At 61.6% G+C, this 19804-nt stretch carries 17 protein-coding genes and 2 pseudogenes; 18 read left to right on the forward strand and 1 reads right to left on the reverse strand.

The window, feature by feature from the left end:
• Window positions 1-979 precede the first annotated feature (979 nt).
• From IF803_RS40110 to IF803_RS40165, 12 genes and pseudogenes are all read left to right on the forward strand, one after another.
• Entirely contained in the window at window positions 980-2539 is a 1560-nt protein-coding gene (locus tag IF803_RS40110) for an ABC transporter substrate-binding protein (RefSeq protein ID WP_461195902.1), read from the forward strand.
• A gap of 30 nt (window positions 2540-2569) precedes the next feature.
• Window positions 2570-3484: an ABC transporter permease gene (locus IF803_RS40115; RefSeq protein ID WP_461195903.1), complete on the forward strand. Its 915-nt coding sequence runs from the start codon at window positions 2570-2572 to the stop codon at window positions 3482-3484.
• Complete coding sequence (locus tag IF803_RS40120; RefSeq protein WP_461195904.1) at window positions 3481-4383, forward strand: ABC transporter permease; 903 nt, start codon at window positions 3481-3483, stop codon at window positions 4381-4383. The genes IF803_RS40115 and IF803_RS40120 overlap by 4 nt, the downstream gene beginning before the upstream one ends.
• The gene (locus IF803_RS40125; RefSeq protein ID WP_461195905.1) at window positions 4380-5360 is read left to right on the forward strand and encodes an ABC transporter ATP-binding protein; all 981 of its coding nucleotides are present in this window, start codon (window positions 4380-4382) and stop codon (window positions 5358-5360) included. Before IF803_RS40120 ends, IF803_RS40125 begins: the two co-directional genes overlap by 4 nt.
• Window positions 5361-5380: 20 nt before the next feature.
• Window positions 5381-6352, forward strand: coding sequence for an ABC transporter ATP-binding protein (locus IF803_RS40130; protein WP_461195906.1), 972 nt, complete (start codon window positions 5381-5383; stop codon window positions 6350-6352).
• Between the two features lie 36 nt (window positions 6353-6388).
• Window positions 6389-6904 (forward strand): hypothetical protein, encoded by a 516-nt coding sequence (locus IF803_RS40135; RefSeq protein ID WP_461195907.1) that lies wholly within the window; start codon window positions 6389-6391, stop codon window positions 6902-6904.
• Window positions 6905-6923: 19 nt separating this feature from the next.
• A complete protein-coding gene (locus IF803_RS40140) occupies window positions 6924-10322 on the forward strand; it encodes an acetyl-CoA carboxylase family protein (RefSeq protein WP_461195908.1) in 3399 nt (1132 codons plus the stop codon).
• Between the two features lie 561 nt (window positions 10323-10883).
• Window positions 10884-13433 (forward strand): CehA/McbA family metallohydrolase, encoded by a 2550-nt coding sequence (locus IF803_RS40145; RefSeq protein ID WP_461195909.1) that lies wholly within the window; start codon window positions 10884-10886, stop codon window positions 13431-13433.
• Between the two features lie 271 nt (window positions 13434-13704).
• Window positions 13705-13932 carry a hypothetical protein gene (locus IF803_RS40150; protein WP_461195910.1) on the forward strand — a complete coding sequence of 76 codons (228 nt, stop codon included), beginning with the start codon at window positions 13705-13707 and terminating at the stop codon, window positions 13930-13932.
• A 153-nt stretch (window positions 13933-14085) separates the two neighbouring features.
• A pseudogene (locus IF803_RS40155) lies at window positions 14086-14349 on the forward strand (amidase family protein); the annotation flags it as partial.
• Between the two features lie 157 nt (window positions 14350-14506).
• Window positions 14507-15256: an amidase family protein gene (locus IF803_RS40160; RefSeq protein ID WP_461195916.1), complete on the forward strand. Its 750-nt coding sequence runs from the start codon at window positions 14507-14509 to the stop codon at window positions 15254-15256.
• Between the two features lie 118 nt (window positions 15257-15374).
• The gene (locus IF803_RS40165; RefSeq protein ID WP_461195911.1) at window positions 15375-15572 is read left to right on the forward strand and encodes a hypothetical protein; all 198 of its coding nucleotides are present in this window, start codon (window positions 15375-15377) and stop codon (window positions 15570-15572) included.
• Between the two features lie 320 nt (window positions 15573-15892).
• On the opposite strand, the gene IF803_RS40170 is transcribed toward IF803_RS40165, so the two are convergent.
• Window positions 15893-16003: a hypothetical protein gene (locus IF803_RS40170; protein ID WP_461195917.1), complete on the reverse strand. Its 111-nt coding sequence runs from the start codon at window positions 16001-16003 to the stop codon at window positions 15893-15895.
• Between IF803_RS40170 and IF803_RS40175 the strand changes: the two genes are divergently transcribed.
• The 6 genes and pseudogenes from IF803_RS40175 to IF803_RS40200 all read left to right on the forward strand — a co-directional run bounded on the left by IF803_RS40175 (window position 15981) and on the right by IF803_RS40200 (window position 19376).
• Window positions 15981-16277, forward strand: coding sequence for a hypothetical protein (locus IF803_RS40175; RefSeq protein WP_461195918.1), 297 nt, complete (start codon window positions 15981-15983; stop codon window positions 16275-16277). The two genes, IF803_RS40170 and IF803_RS40175, sit on opposite strands and share 23 nt — an antisense overlap.
• A 272-nt stretch (window positions 16278-16549) precedes the next feature.
• Entirely contained in the window at window positions 16550-18109 is a 1560-nt protein-coding gene (locus IF803_RS40180) for an ABC transporter substrate-binding protein (RefSeq protein ID WP_461195912.1), read from the forward strand.
• Between the two features lie 34 nt (window positions 18110-18143).
• The gene (locus IF803_RS40185; protein ID WP_461195913.1) at window positions 18144-18326 is read left to right on the forward strand and encodes a hypothetical protein; all 183 of its coding nucleotides are present in this window, start codon (window positions 18144-18146) and stop codon (window positions 18324-18326) included.
• A gap of 60 nt (window positions 18327-18386) precedes the next feature.
• Window positions 18387-18512 (forward strand): annotated as a pseudogene (locus tag IF803_RS40190) (ABC transporter permease); the annotation flags it as partial.
• Window positions 18500-18955, forward strand: coding sequence for an ABC transporter permease (locus IF803_RS40195; protein WP_461195914.1), 456 nt, complete (start codon window positions 18500-18502; stop codon window positions 18953-18955). The pseudogene IF803_RS40190 and the gene IF803_RS40195, both read left to right, overlap by 13 nt.
• Entirely contained in the window at window positions 18867-19376 is a 510-nt protein-coding gene (locus IF803_RS40200; protein ID WP_461195915.1) for an SDR family NAD(P)-dependent oxidoreductase, read from the forward strand. The genes IF803_RS40195 and IF803_RS40200 overlap by 89 nt, the downstream gene beginning before the upstream one ends.
• The last annotated feature ends 428 nt before the right edge of the window (window positions 19377-19804 follow it).

A 19804-nucleotide genomic window follows, 5' to 3' on the forward strand; every position in this document is an offset into this window, starting at 1 on the left:
GTTCGTCGGCAGCGTCAGATGTGTATAAGAGACAGGGTCTGCACGACGGAAGGCTCATTGGTCACGGCGGGTTCGAGAACCAGCCGATCAGCTGCCAGCCATGAGGCGAACAGGGCGCTTCTTCTGTTGCTGCTCAGTGCACCTTATTGTTCATGACTTTCGTTCGATTCGAGAAACTCACGCTGATCATGTCCGTTTCCCGAGAATATGAAGCGCTCAGAATCCGCAACGGCTTCTTCGAACAAGTGAGTTATCCGAGAGGTGTTCTTACTTGATGACTGCGCGACCATTGGATCGTTTTGCGCGTCTTGCCACGAGTTACCTCCTTAGAAGCTGCCCATCTTGCCGCCGGCAGCTTGCGTCGAAGTCAATGCTCAGAGAGAACGTGGGTCTGGGATGTCGCAGATGTATTGCAGCTCAGCCGCCGCAGTACGCGACGAGCGAACGCGCGCGAAGCAGTGTCTCCCCCCAAGGACCACCACGCGCATCTCCAATCGTATGTCTTGGATTATTTGGCGTTGGCTCGGCACAGTCAAACAGCCGCCGCATGAAGCTAAACAAGAGGTTCTCGAACATCCGCAACGACCTACGGTCACGATGGCAACTAAACCGCGACTTTCATCCGGATCAGGCGCTTGAAGCAAGCTTGGCGTTCGCGACGCGGCGTTCGAGGCGCTGTCGAGCCTTTCCGCCGCGGAGCCGAGAAGCCATTCGGCTCGCTATCATGCAATCATCTGGCCGTCGCCGGTCGAGGTGGTTGCGATCTCCTTCGAGAGCGGTGTGGGTGTCGCAGCGCCGACGCGCCGTCTCGACTGCGCATGGCACCCGCTGGCGGATTCGAGTTGGCGACCGTGGCTCGGCGTTTAAGCCGCGGAAGCGTCCTTATTTTTGCAGAATTTCCCTGATCCTGGGCTGATTTTCAGCGTTTTTACGCTCAAGGTGCGCTTTACGCTGGTGCGATCAATCGGGGAGGAAGAGTATGACCGTCGTGCGTGTTCTTGCGGTCGCGTGTGGCATGCTCGCGTTCAATGCAGCTGTCTCGGCGCAAGCCAAGGATACACTCGTCGCGGCCCTCGCGGCCGAAGGTACGGTGCTCGATCCCACAAGGTCCTGCGCCGGCGTCGATGAGTACTTCACTCGCCAAATGTTCGAGCAGTTGGTCCGCTTCGATCCTGATCTGAAGCCGGTTAACTGGCTTGCCGCATCTTGGAGTATCGAGGGGACGGCGGAGAGGCCGATCATTGATGTACATCTTCGCAAAGGGGTCAAATTCCACAACGGCGACCCGCTCACCTCGGCAGATTTCGAGTTCTCCTACGAGCGGCTGAAAGATCCGAAGATCTCGTGCTTCCCCCATCTGCAGGCGAGCGTCGAAAAATTCGAGATCATAGACGACCATCATTTTAAGCTGCAGTTCAAGGCGCCGGACGGTGACTATATCGCTAGCTTTCTGCAACTCTGGGCGATTCCGAAGAAGTACTATGAGGGGGTGGGTGAGGAAGGCTTTGCCAAGGCGCCGGTCGGCACCGGCCCGTGGAAGTTCGTCTCGCGATCGATCAAGGAGGATCTGAAGCTCGAGGCGTTTGAGGATTATTGGAACAAGGATGCGGGGCCGCGGGTCAAGAACTTGGTCCTGAAGATCATTCCGGAGGACCTTACGCGCGTTGCGGCGTTCAAATCGGGCGCCGTTGACTGGATCGACGCGGTGCCACTGTCGGCGGTGAGCGAGATCGAGAAGGTGCCGGGCGTGAAGACCTTCTCGGCCGTTTCCGGAAACAACCTCTACATCGATTTCCCCGCCTACAAGCCGGATTCACCCTTCAGCAAGTTGAATGTGCGTCAGGCGATTGCGCATGCGGTTGATACCGACGCGATCATCAAGAGCGTGTTGTTTGGGCAGGGGGAGCGCTACACCGAGGTTGGGCGTGGCGAAGCCGGCTATGATCCCAACCTAAAACTGTACCCGTACGACCCGCGCAAGGCAAAGCAGTTGCTTGCCGAAGCCGGCTATCCGCGCGGCTTCGAGACGCCGTGCTACAACCTGATCACGCCACGCGAGCCGAACGTGAAGGAAATGGGCGAGGCGGTCTTTGCCTATCTCGGCACCGTGGGCATTCGCTGCAAGGTGCAAGCGCTTGAGTACTCGGCTTGGGTCAATCTCGGCCGCCGCGGTCGCAACGGCCCGCCCGAAATGGACGGCGTCTTGATGTGGATGTGGGGTCATCGCCTGCCGGGTGATCCGGCTGAGTCATGGTCCGGCATGCTCCACAGCTTCATCCCTAGCAAGGGATTTGGTAGCTACTCTTATACCAACGACCCCAAAGCCGACGCCATGATCGAGGAATTGAAAACGACCATGGCCCCGGAGAAGCGGGTGGAACTGATCAAGCAGATTGCCCGCTACAAACATGAAAATGTCCTCGGCGGCGTAACCACGTATCGCCCGGTCATCACATTCGCCTGGCGGGACAACATCGAGTTCCGGCCGTGGCCGTCCGGATCGTGGCGCGTGTTCCAGGAAGTCAGCTTCGCGAAATAGCCCGGCTCTCCCGGGAAAGGTAAGGCAATTGTGAAAGCGGTTTTTGCCAAGGGGTTGCTCAACGCTTTGGTCAGCATCCTCGGCGCGACCGTTATGGTCTTCGTGATCTCGCGCCTTTCGGGCGATCCGGTCTCGCTGATGCTGCCGATGGACGCGCCGCAGTCGGCTATCATTGCCCTGCGACACGAGTTCGCGCTCGATCGCCCGATTTGGGAGCAGTTCCTGCTGTTCCTGTGGAAGGCGGTCCAAGGCGATTTTGGTCAGTCCTATCGCTGGCAGATGCCGGCGCTGGCGCTCGTGTTCGAACGGTTGCCGGCGACAATCTACCTGGCCACCGCGGCTTTTGCCTTTAGCCTTGCGTTCGCGATTCCACTTGGCGTGCTGTCGGCAGTATGTCGGGGCTCGTGGATCGACCATATCGGACGGATCATCGCCATGCTGGGCCAGGCAGTGCCCTCGTTCTGGGTTGGGCTCATCCTTATCCTTGTGTTCGCGGTCACCCTGCAGTGGCTTCCTGCCTTCGGCGCTGACGGTGTCCAGCACGTTGTCCTCCCGGCTATCGCGCTTGGCTGGTATCCGGTCGCAGCGCAGACGCGCATTATCCGTTCCGGCATGCTCGAAGTGCTCGACAGCGACTACATTCGCATGGGGCGTTCCGTCGGCACGCCGGAGCGCCTTCTGATCTGGAAATACGCGTTCCGCAATGCCCTGCTGCCGCTGGTCACCATCATGGGGGTCTACTTCGCGTCGATGCTGAGCGGTGCTTTCGTTGTCGAGACGGTGTTCGCTTGGCCCGGGCTTGGACGAACGGTCGTCGAAGCGGTGTTCGCCCGCGACTATCCTGTGGTACAGGCGGGCGTTCTCGTCACGTCGATCCTGTTCGTGCTCTCAAACTTTCTCGTCGACCTGTCCTACAGCATTATCGATCCGAGGATCCGCCCTTGAGTGTAACCTTGGCACCAACGCCTGTTACTGCGGTGGCGGACACGGCGCCGCTGCCGTTTCTGGTCCGTTTCCGCCTGAAGGGCGCGCCCTGGATTCCGATTCTGATCCTGTTGCTAATCATCGTCGCAGCCATGGGCGGAGACAGCATCGCCCCCCAGGACCCCAACGGGCTGAACCTCGCCGCCGCGTTCCGGCCGCCGTTCTGGCAGGCCGGCGGCAGCTACGAATATCTGCTCGGCACCGACAATCTCGGCCGAGACGTCTTCTCGCGCATCATCGCCGGCGCGCGGGTATCCGCGATCGTCGCTCTCTATGCGATCGTGTTTTCCGGCGCGATCGGCACGATGCTCGGGATCATCGCGGGATACTTCGGCGGCATCGTTGACGCGGTGATCATCCGCATTGCCGAGATCATGATGGCGATCCCCGGTGTCGCGCTGGCGCTGATCTTTTCCGCAACGATGGATCCTGGTCTGTCTACCGTCGTCATCGTCATCGTGCTCACCTACTGGACCTGGTATTGCCGAATAATCCGCAGCGAGATCCTGTCGTTGCGCGAGCGGGATTACGTGTCATTCGCCAAGGTCGCCGGCTGCGGCCCGCTCACGATCTTCTTCCGGCACCTCTTACCGAACATCTTCAACACGCTTCTAGTCCTAATGACGCTCCAGGTCGGCCAGGTGATCATCTTCGAGGCGTCGCTGTCATTCCTCGGCCTCGGCATCCAGGCGCCCGACACGTCGTGGGGCCTGATGCTCGCCGACGCGCGGCAGTACATCACCTATGCCTGGTGGGGGATTACGATGCCGGGCATCGCCATCATGCTGACCTGCCTTTCCTCGAATCTGGTCGGCGACTGGCTGCGCGACCTGCTCGACCCGAAACGGAGACAACTGTGACCGCGGCGCCACTTCTGCAAGTCGAGAACCTGCAAATGCACCTGCATCTGCGCCGCGGCGTGGTGAAGGCGGTGGATGGCGTTTCATTTCAGGTGCACGAAGGCGAGACGCTTGGCATCGTGGGCGAGTCCGGCTCGGGCAAGACAATGACCTGCCTGTCGATCATTCGCCTCCTGCCGATCCACGGTAACGGTAGGCTGGACGGCAGTGTGAAGCTCGACGGCGAAGGCCTGCTGCAGCTCAGCGAAGAGGAGATGGCGAGCCGCGTGCGCGGTCCGAAGGTTGCGATGATCTCGCAAGACCCGATGACCTCGCTCAATCCGGTTTTCACGGTCGGCGACCAGGTCTCTGGACCGTATCTCTACCACAAGCTGGTCAGGACCGTTCGCGAGGCGATGACTGCCGCCGCCGCCGGGCTTCGGCGGGTGCGGATTCCCTCACCGGAACGGCGGCTGAAGAACTATCCGCACCAGTTTTCCGGCGGCATGCGCCAGCGTGTCGTAACCGCCATGGCGATCGCCTGCTCGCCACGCCTGTTGATCGCCGACGAGCCGACCACCGCGCTCGACGTCACCATCCAGGTGCAGATGATGAGCCTACTGCGCAGCATCCAACGGGACTCGAAGCTCGGTATCATCCTGATCACTCACGATCTGTCGATCGTCGCCGGCCTCTGCCACCGCATTGCGGTGATGTACGCAGGCCGGATCATCGAAACCGGCAAGGTCCGCGACATCTACCGCCACCCGCAGCATCCCTATACCCAGGCCCTGTTGGAGGCGATCCCGCATCTCGGCCAGAAACGCAAACGGCTTGCCGCGATTCCCGGCCAGCCGCCGAACCTGATGAACCTGCCGACGGGCTGCCGCTTCGCGCCGCGCTGCCCGAAGCGGATGGCCGTCTGCGATGACTATCCGCCGGCGACGGAGCTGGGCGACGGCCATGTCGTCAATTGCTGGCTCGCAGCGAAGCAGTAACGACTCGGGCAGAGCGACAAATGGGCCTCGAACTTCGCGACCTCTCCAAGCATTTCACAGTCCGCACCGATCGCGGCAACGCCGTTGTGCGCGCGGTGGAAAAGGTCAACCTCGAGATTCCGGAGGGCCAGACCGTTGCCCTTGTGGGCGAATCCGGTTGCGGCAAGACCACGATCGCCAAGCTCGTGCTGATGCTGGAGCGGCCGACCGGTGGGGCGGTGAACTTCGACGGCAAGAGCCTCGGCGAGATGTCGAGGCGCGAGATCAAGGATTACCGCCGGCAGGTGCAGGCGGTGTTTCAGGATCCTTACGCCTCCCTCAACCCGCGCCTTACGGTGCGTCGGATCATCACCGAGCCGATTCTTGCGCATTATAGGCGCGATCGTGCGACGCTCAATGCGCGCGTCGCCGAGCTCCTGGAGATCGTTGGCCTGCCGCCGACGGCGGCGGATCTCTATCCGCATGAATTCTCTGGCGGACAGCGCCAGCGTATCGCGATCGCGCGGGCGCTTGCGCTCAATCCACGCATCATCATCCTCGATGAACCGATCTCGGCCCTCGACGTGTCGATCCGCGCGCAGGTACTGAACCTGCTGATGGACATCCAGGAGCAGTTCGGCCTGACATACCTCCTGATTGCGCATGATCTGGCGCTGGTCGAGCATCTGTCGGCGCGGGTAGCCGTGCTCTACCTTGGCAGCGTGGTCGAATGCGGCCAAAGTGAGCAGATCTTTAACGCGCCGAAGCATCCATACACGCAGGCGCTGCTGGACGCCGTTCCACGTCCCGATCCGACCTACGTGCCAAAAGCAGCCGAGGGCTTCGACGATACCGGCAGCGCGCTCGAACCGCCAGGCGGCTGCAAGTTTCACCCGCGCTGTCCGCATGCGATGGCGGTCTGCAAGTCCGAGAATCCATCGCTCGTGAAGCTCGCCGACGGCCGCGAGGCGGCATGTCATCTGCTGAGCGGTCCGCAGGCGGTTCAAGTGTGAACAGAACAGAAAACAAGCAGGAGGAGAAGCGGCTCAATGAGCAGCGCGCTTTCCGTGCTCACGATTCCTGAAGCTCCCGACGGTGTTGCGACCGGCTATTGCGGACGTCTGTTCGCAGCGCACGGCGCAACAGTGCTGCAGATCTGGCCGCCGAACGCAGCCGGTCTGGTCTATGGCGGTGCCGGTAGCGAACCCGTTGGGCGTTGGCTGGATGCCGGCAAGCGTCGCATCGGCGATGATCCCGCCCACGCGAGGTCGCAGGCTAGCAAGGACGTGGATCTCATCCTCACCAGACAGTACCCACATGCGGTCACGGTCATGGATGCCGTGCTGGAATCGACTGGTCTGGCTGATGCGACCCGGCTTGGACTGACCTCGCTTCCGCGGCAGGGTGCATATCGGCATTGGACCCGCAGTAACGCAGTCGTTAAGGCCACGCTTGGTGAACACAAAGAATCCGTACTCGCTGGCGATCTCGGCCTTTCCGTTGAGGAATTTGCTGCGCTCAGCGAGCATGGCGTGATCGGTAACCGTGCCGTCCTGAATGCATAACAGAAATCGAGTACACCGTATGAAGAGCCTCCTGATCGCCAACCGCGGCGAGATTGCCATCCGGATTGCCCGTGCGGCTGCCGACCTGAAAATCCGTTCCGTCGGCATCTTTTCCGAAGACGATGCTACGTCGCTGCACACGAGGCGTTGCGACGATGTGCGCGCGCTGAAGGGCATGGGACCGAAGGCCTATCTTGATGCCACGCAGATCATTGCCGTTGCGAAGGAGGCGGGCTGCGACGCCATTCATCCCGGCTATGGCTTCCTGAGCGAGAACGCCGACTTCGCCGCCGCCTGCGCTCATGCGGGCATTACATTCGTTGGGCCATCGCCCGAGACACTGACCGTCTTCGGCGACAAGGGGTCCGCCCGCGCGATGGCGGCGGAATGCGGCGTGCCGGTGATGCGCGGGACGTCGCAAACGACGACGTTAGCCGATGCGCGTGCGATGTTCGACGCGCTCGGCGGCTTGATGATCAAGGCGGTGGCTGGTGGCGGCGGCCGCGGCATGCGGCCAGTGCACAGCCGCGAGGAGCTCGAGCAAGCCTATGAACTGTGCCGTGCGGAGGCGCTGCAGGCGTTCGGCAATGCCGACGTCTATGTGGAGGAGCTGTTTCCCAGGGCGCGGCACGTCGAGGTGCAGATCGTCGGCGACGGCACTGGCGCGGTCAGTCACATCTGGGAGCGCGAATGCAGCGTGCAGCGGCAGCGGCAGAAGCTGATCGAAATCGCACCGGCGCCGGCGCTCGATGGCGATGTTCGGCAGCGGCTGCTGCAGGCGGCCGTCAGCTTGGCTTCGGCCGTGAAGTATCGCAACGTCGGTACGTTCGAATTCCTGGTGGACGCGTCCGACGGTTCGGGTGCTGCCAAAATCGCTTTCATCGAAGCGAATGCGCGATTGCAGGTCGAGCACACGGTTTCCGAAGAGATAACGGGCGTCGATCTCGTGCGCGCGCAGATCGAGATCGCGCGTGGCGCACGGCTTGGCGATATCGGGCTCGATCAGGCGTCAATTCCTTCACCGCGCGGCATTGCCATCCAGATGCGCATCAACATGGAGACGATGTCGGACGACGGACACGCACGTCCGTGCGGCGGCATGCTCACTGTGTTCGAGCCGCCGAGCGGTCCCGGGATCCGCGTGGACGCTTACGGCTACGCCGGGTATCGCACTAACCCGCGGTTCGACTCGCTGCTCGCCAAGGTCATCGTGCATGCGCGGTCCGACGATTTCGCCGAGGTTGGCGAGCGCGCCTATCGCGCCCTGTCGGAGTTCCGCATCGCGGGCGTGCAGACCAACGCCGCTTTTCTGAAATCGGTCCTGAAGCATCCGGACTTCCGCGCCGGCCGCGTCCATACGCGGTTCGTGGAGGAGCGCGTTGCCGACCTGCTAGCAATGGACGATGACACCCATCCGAGCCTTTATTTCCAGCCGGAGTCCGGCACGCAGACGCGCGGCCTTGCCGGCGCCCGCGTCGATGCGCGCGATCCGCTCGCGGTGCTCACCTATGGCCAGGAAGGCCGCTCTAAGGCAACCGCCAATGGCGGCGCACAGGCGGTCGAGGATCATAATGGTCTGGCCGGGCCGGACGGCACCGTGCCGCTGCTGGCTCCAATGCAAGGAACTGTTGTCTCGATCAGCGTCAACGAGGGCGATCTGCTGCGTACAGGCCAGCAGATCCTCGTGATGGAGGCGATGAAGATGCAGCACGTGATCAAGGCTGCGGTCAGTGGACGCTTGAAGCGGCTGACGATCGCAACTGGCGACACGATCTTCGAAGGCCATCCGCTGGCGTTCGTCGAGCCGAGCGACGAAGCCGGACACGCGTCCGAGGATGATCACGAGATCGATCTCGATGAAATCCGGCCGGATCTCGCAGAAGTGCTGGAACGGCACGCCAAGACCAGGGACATCAACCGGCCCGACGCCGTCGCAAGACGCCGGCGAACCAACCAGCGCACGACCCGGGAGAACATCGATGACCTCGTCGATCCCGGTTCGTTTCACGAGTACGGTGCACTGGTCGTTGCCGCGCGGCGGAGCACGACGCCTTTGAAGCAATTGATCGAAACGACTCAGGCGGACGGCCTGATCATGGGCCTCGCAACCATCAACAGTGAACATTTCACAGAGAAGGACAGCCGCGCGGCTGTCGTCGCCTACGACTACACCGTGCTTGCCGGCACACAGGGCACGAAGGGTCACTACAAGATGGACCGGATGTTCGGTCTTGCCGAAAACTGGCGCATTCCACTGGTGCTGTTCGCCGAAGGTGGTGGCGGCCGCGCGGGCGACTCCGATGGCCATGCCGTTGCAATGTTGGAGCTCGTTACGTTTCATCGCTTTGCGCGATTGAGCGGCCTCGTGCCGCTGGTCGGAATCACGTCGGGGCGGTGTTTTGCGGGGAACGCCGTTATGCTCGGCTGTTGCGACGTAATCATCGCGACGGCAAACTCGACCATCGGTATGGCCGGACCCGCCATGATTGAAGGGGGCGGGCTTGGAGTGTTCAAGCCGGAAGAAGTCGGGCCGATGAGCGTGCAGGTCCCGAACGGCGTGGTCGACATTGCAGTTGAGGACGAGACCCAAGCCGTCGCCGTGGCCAAGCAGTATCTGTCGTATTTTCAGGGCACGCTGTCCGACTGGAGCTGCGCGGACCAGCGTCTGCTTCGGCACGTCGTGCCGCCCGACCGGCTGCGGGCCTATGACATGCGCAAGGTTATCGAGACCATGGCCGACACTGGCTCGATGCTGGAGATCCGCCGTGGCTTCGGTGCCGGCATGATCACGGCGCTAATTCGCATAGAAGGCAAGCCGATCGGAGTCGTGGCGAACAATCCGGCGCATCTCGCGGGCGCCATTGACAGTCCTGCGGCAGACAAGGCTTCACGATTCATGCAATTGTGCGATGCGCATGACATTCCGCTGCTATTCCTCTGTGACACACCTGGCAACATGGTCGGCCCTGAGTATGAAAAGACGGCACTGATCCGGCATTGCTGCCGGGCATACCTTGTCGGTGCCAATGTCAGCGTGCCGACCTTCACCATCATCATTCGCAAAGGGTATGGTCTTGGCGCGATGGCTATGGCGGGCGGCAGTTTCCACGCCTCGGTGTTCACGATCTCGTGGCCGACTGGTGAATTCGGGGGAATGGGTCTGGAAGGCCAAGTGAAGCTTTATCGACGCAACGAACTTGCCGCGCTAGAGGATCCCGCGGAGCGGCTGTCCGCCTTCAACCGTATGGTCGCCGAACGGTATGAGAATGGAAAAGCTCTCAATGCGGCATCGTTGTTCGAGATCGATGACGTGATCGACCCGGCTGATACCAGGGACTGGATTCTTGCTGGGTTGCGCTTGGTGCCGCCCACGCCGGCGCGCACGAGCAAGAAGCGGCCATTCGTTGATGGCTGGTAGGAGACAGAGCGACGCATTCCCCGAGTGGCAAGGCTTTCTAGAGTTCCACCACGCATGGCTGCGAAAGGGTCCCCAATCTTGCAGAAAGTCCCCGATTCCGAGGCGGTTTTCGGCGCTTTGTACTTGAGCAAGCTCTTACCATTCGCGTGTGGTGACCGCGAAGAGTCTGGGTGACCGCAGTGATTGCACCGAAACTATCCAGGGGTCTAGTTGGCCTAACGCTCAGTTTGAATCTCGATGCATCGGTCGGTAAAGCTATCTAGCGAAACTAGGTGAAGCGTCATGATTATTTTCCGTGTTCTTGCGATGGCGTGTGCCCTGCTCGCGCTAAATCGATGAAACCAAGGATACGCATGTAGCGGCGCTCGCGGCCGAGCCGACGCTACTCGATCCAACAAAGTCCACGGCTGGCAGAGAAGCCGATCATCGATCTATATCTGCGCAAGGACGTCAAATTCCACAACGGCGACCCGCTCACCTCGGCGGACTTCGAATTCGCTTACGTCAACCGCAAGCACTGACGAGGCGGCGCCCACAGAAGGAATGATAGGAGCCGAACGCATGAAAACGCTCCCTTCGCCGCACTTCACCCCCGTGGATCTGAAGCCGCATTTCAATGCGAGGCGCCGCGAACTGGACGAGCGGCTCGGCAGGCGGCCGGGCGACACGGACTGGATCGACACGCTGAGCGGGCCGCAGACGTTCCGCGGAATACCTTTCCTCTTCGGCGGCGAAGCCGGCCCAGATGTGCTCGTGTTGCGGCCGGGAGATGCCCCCGTCGTCATCGCGCTTTCCCCGACGGCGGCCAGCTACGTGCTCTTCGTGCACATGGTTGCGGACCATCACCCCGTGAAGCCCGAGGGATTCGACGAGATCGGGCCGGTGACGGGTTGGGCGGACGGCAACCGGCTCGGCGACCGGGTCTCGACCTATTCGCTGCGATATGCCGACGGCAGCGAGACGGAAGTGCCTGTGCTGCGCCGGTTCGCGATCCAGCAGAAGCACATCGCGTGGAGCGCGAGCCCATTCGGGGCCATGCCATTGCGCGCCCCTTCCGTGCATTCGAGTATCGACGAAGACTTCGCGCTCGGGCGCGCGGCGGGCGTCAGCTTCATGATCGGCGAAGAGCGTTCGCAATCGGGACGCATGCGTGAGGACGGTGAGAACTTGTGGGTCTATGCGCTGCCCAACCCGAACCCGGACAAGGAGCTGACCAGCCTTGCCTTGCGCGCGGAACAGGAGAGTTCGCTCGTCTATGCGGTCAGCACGACGCGGCTCACCGAGCATCCGCTGCGCCTCCAGGGTCGCAGCAAGCTGAAGATGCGCCTGCCACCTGGTGTGCACCTGAACAAGCTCGGCGAACTCGATGTGGACGATCGCGGCGAGCAGATCGCAATCGATCTCGGAACGGTCATCTCCGCGAGAGCCGTGCTCGAATATTCGCGGCTGGACTGGCTCGGCGACCGGCACGACGTGCAGCCGGAGCGGTCCGAGACCGAAATCATCGTCGAATACTCCGCGCACCCCGATGCGCGGCTCTACCTGCGCTCCGAAGACGGCGAGCTGCACGTACGGGAGCTTCGTTCGCTGGAGGCGATCGCACGAGCTGGAGGGCCTTCGCACGAAATCGCGGCCATCGGGCCCGCCACGCGGCCGGTCAAGTTGCTCATCATCGAGAAGGGCTCGGGCCTGCGGGTGGCCGCACGCCTGCACGTCCATGGCGCACACGGGGAGTACCTGCCGCCCAAGGGACACCACCGCAAGGTCAACGCCGGATGGTTCCAGGACTACGCCGGCGAGCTGCTGAACGGGCTGAACCAGTACGCGTATGTGGACGGCAGCTGTGATATCGATCTGCCGCTCGGCGCTATCTTCGTCGAGATCTCGCGAGGCTTCGAGGTGCGGCGGTTGCGCCGCATGGTCGAAATCACCGCGAACACCGAATTCCTCACCTTTGAGCTGGACAAGGTGCTGCACTGGCGCGAGCAGGGCTGGGTGAGCGCCGATACGCACGTCCATTTCCTGAGCCCACGGACGGCGCTTCTCGAGGGCCAGGCGGAAGGGGTCAATGTCGTGAACCTGCTCGCCGCGCAATGGGGCGAGATGTTCAGCAACGTGGGCGACTTCGACGGGCGCACGACCATCGGCGCGAAGGATTTCGGCGGCCGTGGCGAGTTCCTCGTGCGCGTCGGCACCGAGAACCGCCAGCAGGTGCTGGGTCATATCTCGCTGCTCGGCTACGAGGGCGAGATCATTCATCCGCTCTCCTCTGGTGGTTCCAACGAGGGGGCGATCGGCGATCCGTTCGAAACGACGCTCGCGGAGTGGGCGCAGCGTTGCCGGGAGCAAGGCGGTCTCGTCGTGTTGCCGCACTCGCCGAACCCGCAGTCGGAACGTGCGGCCGACATCGTGCTCGGGTTGATCGACGCGATGGAGATGAAGTCGTTCAATCCGCGGACATCCCAGATCAGTGCGTTTGGCCTGGCCGACTGGTATCGATATCTCAACATCGGCTACCACCTGCCGCTCGTCGCGGGTTCCGACAAGATGAACGCTACGGCGCTGCTCGGCGGCGCGCGGACTTACGCACAGCTGGGCGCACGCGAGTTCACGTACGCCAACTGGATGGAAGCCGTGCGCAGCGGCGACACGTTCATCACGGTCGGGCCGCTCGTCGATATGACGGTGGAAGGTAAGCGTCCGGGGAGCAAGATCGCGCTCCGTGCTTCGGGCGGCACGGTCAACCTCGATTGGCGTATCGAATCCGTCAGCGTACGGCCGACCCACGTGGAAGTGATACGCAACGGTGCGGTTCTGGAACACCTGTCTCTTATACACATCAGTTCGTCGGCAGCGTCAGATGTGTATAAGAGACAGGTTGGGGACAAGCCCATCTTCGCCGAGGCCGACGCCGTGTCGGTGCTGGCGCAGATCGAAGGCTCGATCGCGTACATCGATACACTGGCCCCGAGGACCGATGAAGCACGGCACTCGCGGCTGAGGGCCACCCTCGAGCTGGCGCACCATCGCCTGCACCACAGGCTGCACGAACTCGGTGTCGGCCATGCACATACGCCGGTTCATTCCGTTCACGTCGAACGCGAGCATTGACCATTCACAAAAGGCTACGTGGGGCTGAAGGAAGGACTCAAGCCGGCCGACCTGCCGGTGGATCGCATCCTGCCCGCCTCGCGAAATTCAAGGTACCGCGCTACATCGCCCGAAGATTCCGCGAAGGACGTCCAGCAATAAGGTAACGAAGCGTGAGCTGATGGCGATGAGCGATCCGCTGATGAACACGTACGACAGCGAAGCGGCTTGCTGGCGCTGAGGTCTGGGCTCTTCTGGGGCATCTGCCCTGTGTAGAGACGAAAAGAGGGGGGTGAATTGCGAAGTTGAACTGGAGAATCTCATCAAACGCAGGCAAATTCTGACGAACTCGGCAAAGACTGGTGCGGCGGTCCTCGTCCTCGTCCTCGTCCGCGCACCGCTCATCGCACCTCGCCGCGCGAGCGCGGCGGTCACGACATCGCATGTAGGCTGGGGCGGCCGCGCTGGCGACGCCCAGATCGTCGGCACGCTGGCTCGCGTGCTGAAGGAAATCACATGACGTTCAGCGAGTACGGAAATTACGACGCCACCGGCTTGGCTGCCCTTGTCCGAAACAAGGGGGTGACGCCGAAGGAACTGCTCGATGAAGCGGTCGCTCGGATTGAGAAAATCAATCCCAGATTGAACGCCGTCGTCGTCAAGCACTACGAGTATGCGCGCCTACAGCTTGAAGAAGGGCTCCCCGAAGGCCCCTTTACCGGCACATTTGTCAAGCGCCTTCTCGACCTCGGGGCTGACGATGCTCGGCAAGACCGCAGCGCCCGAATATTCGCTGTTGGTGACGACGGAATCGCGCCTTCACGGGCCCACCTGCAATCCGTGGAATCCTGCCCATACGCCCGGGGGATCATCCGGCGGCGCTGCGGCGGCCGTGGCGGCGCGCGTTCTCCCCGTCGCCGCTGCCGGTGATGGCGGTGGATCGATCCGTATTCCGGCGTCGGCCTGCGGTGTCTTCGGCCTGAAGCCCACGCGCGCGCACCCCGATCGGACCCGACCGTGGCCAGGGCTGGGCCGGCTTCTTTTGTCCTCACGCGGTGAGCCTGAGCGTACGCGACAGTGCGGCCTTGCTGGATGTGTTGGCTGGCCCAGACCCTACCGCTCCTTATCGTGCCCCGCCGGCCGAACGGCCGTTCATCGAGGAGGTCACCCGCGAACCCGGCCGACTGCGCATCGCGTTCACCGCGGAGTCGCCCTACGGTGAGGCGATCGATCCCGAAATTGCGGAGGCCGTGCGCGACACCGCGGCGCTGCTCGAAGGCCTCGGCCACCACGTCGAAGAACGCGCGCCGGTGCTGCCCGCCGATCCTGCCGAGGTGTTGATGGCGATCGTCAGCGCCGATACAGCGCTGTCCGTGCGGCTGCTCGAAAAGCGCCTCGGCCACGCCGTGACCGATCGGGACCTGGAAACGACAACGCTTGCGATGGCACGTGCCGGGCGAGAGATGAGCGGCGGCGATTATGTCGCAGCCGAACTCTCAGCCTTCCAGATTTCGCGGGCGCTGACCGAGTTCTTCGCCGAGTGCGACGTGTTCCTAAGCCCCACGTTGTGCACCGCGCCCTTGTTGCTCGGCGAGCTCTATTCGATGAAGGAGGCTTTCTCCTACGCGGGGCCGATCATGCGTCGCTGCTCTCCGGCGGCGGCGATGTTCAACATGTCCGGGCAGCCCGCGATGTCGGTGCCGCTGGCGTGGAACAAGGCGGGCCTGCCGCTGGGCATGATGTTCGTCGGCCGATTCGGGGACGAGGCAACGCTGCTGCGGCTTGCCGCGCAGCTCGAACAGGAGCGCCCATGGCGAGGGAAGCAACCGCCGATTTGCGCCTGAGACAAACCTGTCGCTCCGAACTCCGGTCGCTCCCTGAAAGTACTCGATGAAAGGCCGTCGTCGCCCCACTTCACGCCTGTTGACCTGGACGCGCCGTTTCAACGTCACGCGCAAGTAATTGCAGGGGTCGCTCGGCGACTGGTCCGGCGAGACCTCGATTTGGAGCGCTGGCCTGCTGGGTATCGAAACACTGCGAGGCATTCCGGTTCTCTTCGGCGGAGAAAGCGGCCCCGATGCGCTGCTGCTTCGGCCCGACGAAGCGCCAGTGCACATCGAGCTGGAACCCACGACGGCCATGTACGTAATCTTCGTGTAGGTCGCCGCGGACCGCTCACCCGCGACTCCCAAGGGCTTCGATAATCCGAGCGCTGTCTTCAATTCCTTTCAGGTCGGAAACGACGTTGGCGACCGCGTGTCAAACTACTCGCTGTGCTATGCCGAAGGCAGCACGGCGGGCACTCCCGTCGTGCGGTGCTTGCACGGGTAGAGCGAAAAGGCGTACGAGTGTAGGAGCACGGTGTCGCTGAGTAACGTTGGGACTTGAAGGTGAGTGACTTCGAACGCCGAGCGGCTGCAAGATGACCCGCGAATTGAGGGAATCCTGCAACGATGCGCGCCTCAACGAGGCAGTGTCGTTCAAGTGAGGTCAATCGCCTCGTGCACGAAGATCAGATTGGGCCTGAATCCGCGCATCTCACGTTCGCGCTTGCGCGCGATGGCTCCGATGATCACGGTGTCGCCCACCACAACGCGGTGCGCGGCTGCGCCGTTGATGCTGATGGGTCCCCGTGCCGCGAAGGCCCTTCGTCGCCTACGTGACGAAGCGCTCATTTGCGATGTTCCAGCCGTCAACCGTATGGTCGCCGAACGGTACGAGTGTGGAAAAGCGCTCAACGCGGCATTGTTGTTCGAGATCGATGACGTGATCGACCCGGCTGATACCAGGGACTGGATTCTTGAAGGATTGCGCTCGGTACGCCCACGTCGGCGCGTACCAGCAAGAAGCGGCGATGGTTGGTAGGAGACAGCGCAATTCCGCTGGGTGCGCCAAGTTGTCTGGAGTTCACACTGCGTAAGGGTCTCCAGTCTTGCAGAAATTCCCTGATTTCGAGGTACTTTTCGTCGCTTTTGTACTTGAACAAGCCCTTAGCATTCCCGTGGGAAGTGTGGGCGACCGCGAAGAGTCTGGGTGATTGCACCAAAGCCAAGCAGGGCGCGTAGCTCGCCTAGCGCTCAGTTTTAGTCTTCGATGCGTCCGTCGGTAAAGCTTCTATCGAAACTAGGAGAAGAGTCATGATCATTTTCCGTGTTCTTGCGGTGGTGTGTGCCTTGCTCACGCTAATTCCAACGGTCTCGGCGCAAACCAAGGATACGCTTGTTGCGGCGCTCGCGGCTGAGCCGACGGTGCTCGATCCGACAAAGTCCACGGCTGGTGTCGATTGGTACTTCTTCGGCCAGGTGTTTGAGCAGCTGGTTCGCTTCGGGCCTGATCTGAAGCCGGTTAACTGGCTTGCGGAATCTTGGAGTATCGAGGGGACGGCGGAGAAGCCAATCATCGATGTACATCTTCGCAAGGGCGTCAAATTCCACAATGGCGACCCGCTCACCTCGGCGGACTTCGAATTCGCCTACGAGCGGCTGAAGGACCCGAAGGTCTCGTCCTTCTCCCATTTGCAGGCGAACGTCGAAAAGTTCGAGATCATCGACGACCATCACTTCAAGCTGCATTTCAAGGCGCCGGACGGTAACTACATCCCCAACTCGCTTCAGCTCTGGGCGATTCCCAAGAAGTATATCGAGAAGGTGGGTGAGGAGGGCTTTGCCAAGGCGCCGGTCGGCACTGGCCCGTGGAAATTCGTCTCGCGCTCGATCAAGGAAGAGCTGAAGCTTGAAGCGTTCGACGATTACTGGAACAAGGACGCGCGGCCGAAGGTCAAGAACTTGGTCCTGAAGATCATTCCGGAAGACCTTACGCGCGTTGCGGCATTCAAGTCGGGCGCTGTTGACTGGATCGACTCGGTTCCGGTGTCCGCGGTCGGTGAGATTAAGACGATGCCGGGCGTGAAGACCTTCTCGGCGCCTTCCTCGAACAACCTCTACATCGATTTCCCTGCTTACAAGCCGGAGTCGCCCTTCAGCAAGCTGAAGGTGCGTCAGGCAGTTGCGCATGCGGTCGATACCGATGCGATCATCAAGAGCGTGTTATTTGGGCAGGGGGAGCGCTACACCGAGGTTGGGCGTGGCGAAACCGGCTATGATCCCAACCTAAAGCCGTACCCGTACGACCCTCGCAAGGCAAAGCAGTTGCTTGCCGAAGCTGGCTATCCAAGTGGATTCGATACGCCGTGCTACAACCTGATCACGCCGCGCGAGCCGAACGTGAAGGAAATGGGGGAAGCGGTATTTGCGTATCTTGGCGCCGCCGGCATTCGCTGTAAGGTACAGGGCCTCGAATACTCGGCCTGGTCCAATCTCGCCCGCCGGAGCCGCAACGGTCCGCCCGAGATGGACGGCATCTTGATGTTTATGTGGGGCCATGGCCTGCCGGGCGATCCGGCCGAGCCCTGGGCTGGCATGGTGCACAGTTATGTTCCGGGAAAGGGCTTTGGTGCCTTCTCCTATACCAACGATGCCAAAGCCGACGCGATGATCGAGGAATTGAAGTTGACTATGAACCCGGACAAGCGGGTGGAACTCATTAAACAGATTGCCCGCTACAAGCATGAAAACGTGCTCGGCGGCGCGACCACGTATCGTCCGACCATTACGCTCGCGTGGCGAGAGAACATTGAGTTCCGGCCGTGGCCAATGGGATCGTGGCGCGCGTTCCAGGAAGTCAGCTTCACGAAATAGCCCGAAACTCTCCCGGGAAAGATGAGGCACAGTTGTGAAAGCGTTTTTTGCCAAGGGGTTGCTCAACGCCCTGTTCAGCATCCTCGACGCGAGCGGTATGATTTTCGTGATCTCGCGCCTTTCGGGTGATCCGGTCACGCTGATGCTGCCGATGGACGCACCGCGGTCGGCGATCATTGCCCTGCAACAAGAGCTCGCGCTCGATCGCCCCATCTAGGATCAATTCCTGCTGTTCCTGGCGGTCCAGGGCGATTTTGGTCAGTCCTATCGCTGGCAGATGCCGGCGCTGGCGCTCGTGTTCGAACGGTTGCCGGCGACAATCTACCTGGCCACCGCGGCTTTTGCCTTTAGCCTTGCGTTCGCGATTCCACTTGGCGTGCTGTCGGCAGTATGTCGGGGCTCGTGGATCGACCAAATCGGACGGATCATCGCCATGCTGGGCCAGGTAGTGCCCTCGTTCTGGGTTGGGCTCATCCTTATCCTTGTGTCGCGGTCACCCTGCAGTGGCTTCCAGCCTTCGGCGCTGACGGTGTCCAGCACGTTGTCCTCCCGGCTATCGCACTTGGCTGGTATCCGGTCGCAGCGCAGACGCGCATTATCCGTTCCGGCATGCTCGAAGTGCTCGACAGCGACTACATTCGCATGGGGCGTTCCGTCGGCACGCCGGAGCGCCTGCTGATCTGGAAATACGCGTTTCGCAACGCCCTGCTGCCGCTGGTCACCACCATGGGGGTCTACTTCGCTTCGATGCTGAGCGGTGCTTTCGTTGTCGAGACGGTGTTCGCTTGGCCCGGACTTGGACGAACGGTCGTCGAAGCGGTGCCTCGATGCGTTCGGCCAAGTTGATGTCCTTATCTGCAACGCTGGCATTTTGCACGACCGGACATTTGCCAATATCTCGGAGGAGGATTGGGATCTCGTTTTAAAGGTCCATCTCAAGGGAAAGTACTGCAGCACGCTTCCGATTTGGAATTGGCTCAGGAACAATGGCCGGCCGGGCATCATCATGACGGCCTCCACGTCGGGCCTGTTCGGAAAACTTGGGCGGGCAAACCATGGAGCGGCCAAAGCGGGTATCTATGGCTTGCTACGTGTGCTCTCCAGTGAAGGCCGCAAGTATAGCATCCGGGTCATGAGGGTCGCGCCGAATGCGATCACTCGGACGTGGGCGAATGTTCCAGGCGTCGGGGAGAGTGAGCCCGCTCCAATCCTGCGTCCGGAGAACGTCGCTCCTGGCGTACTCTCTGAGCTGGTCCCGGTTGTCTGAACAGAATCTCCGCGTCGATAAGTGGAGCGTCTGCCGGGGTTAGGCCGCCGAGCGGAGCGGCGGAAGATCGAAGTAGGCTTGATCCGGAGTGCGGTCGTCAAGGCTCGAATGAGGCCGACGACCATTGTACAACGAGGTTTGAGAACGCCCACAGGACCGTTCGTCGCGAGGTTCTTTATCGGCATCATCCTTGGTTTGGTCGCCGAGTTTGGATTCATGGTGCCGTCGACAAGGATGGTTTTGTCGTCTTCCGCTGCACGCTGGATGGATCGCAAGCAGATCGGGGGCTTGAAGTGCCGGCCTGGATGTTCGACCGGACGGCATGCCCTGACCCCGGACTTTTGGCAGTTCATATAGCGCGACGATCTGGGTCGGAAGAGCGCGGCGATCAGGATGGCGAGTCAGTGTCGCGGCGCGATGATGATCGC

The organism is Bradyrhizobium sp. UFLA06-06 (assembly GCF_054820065.1).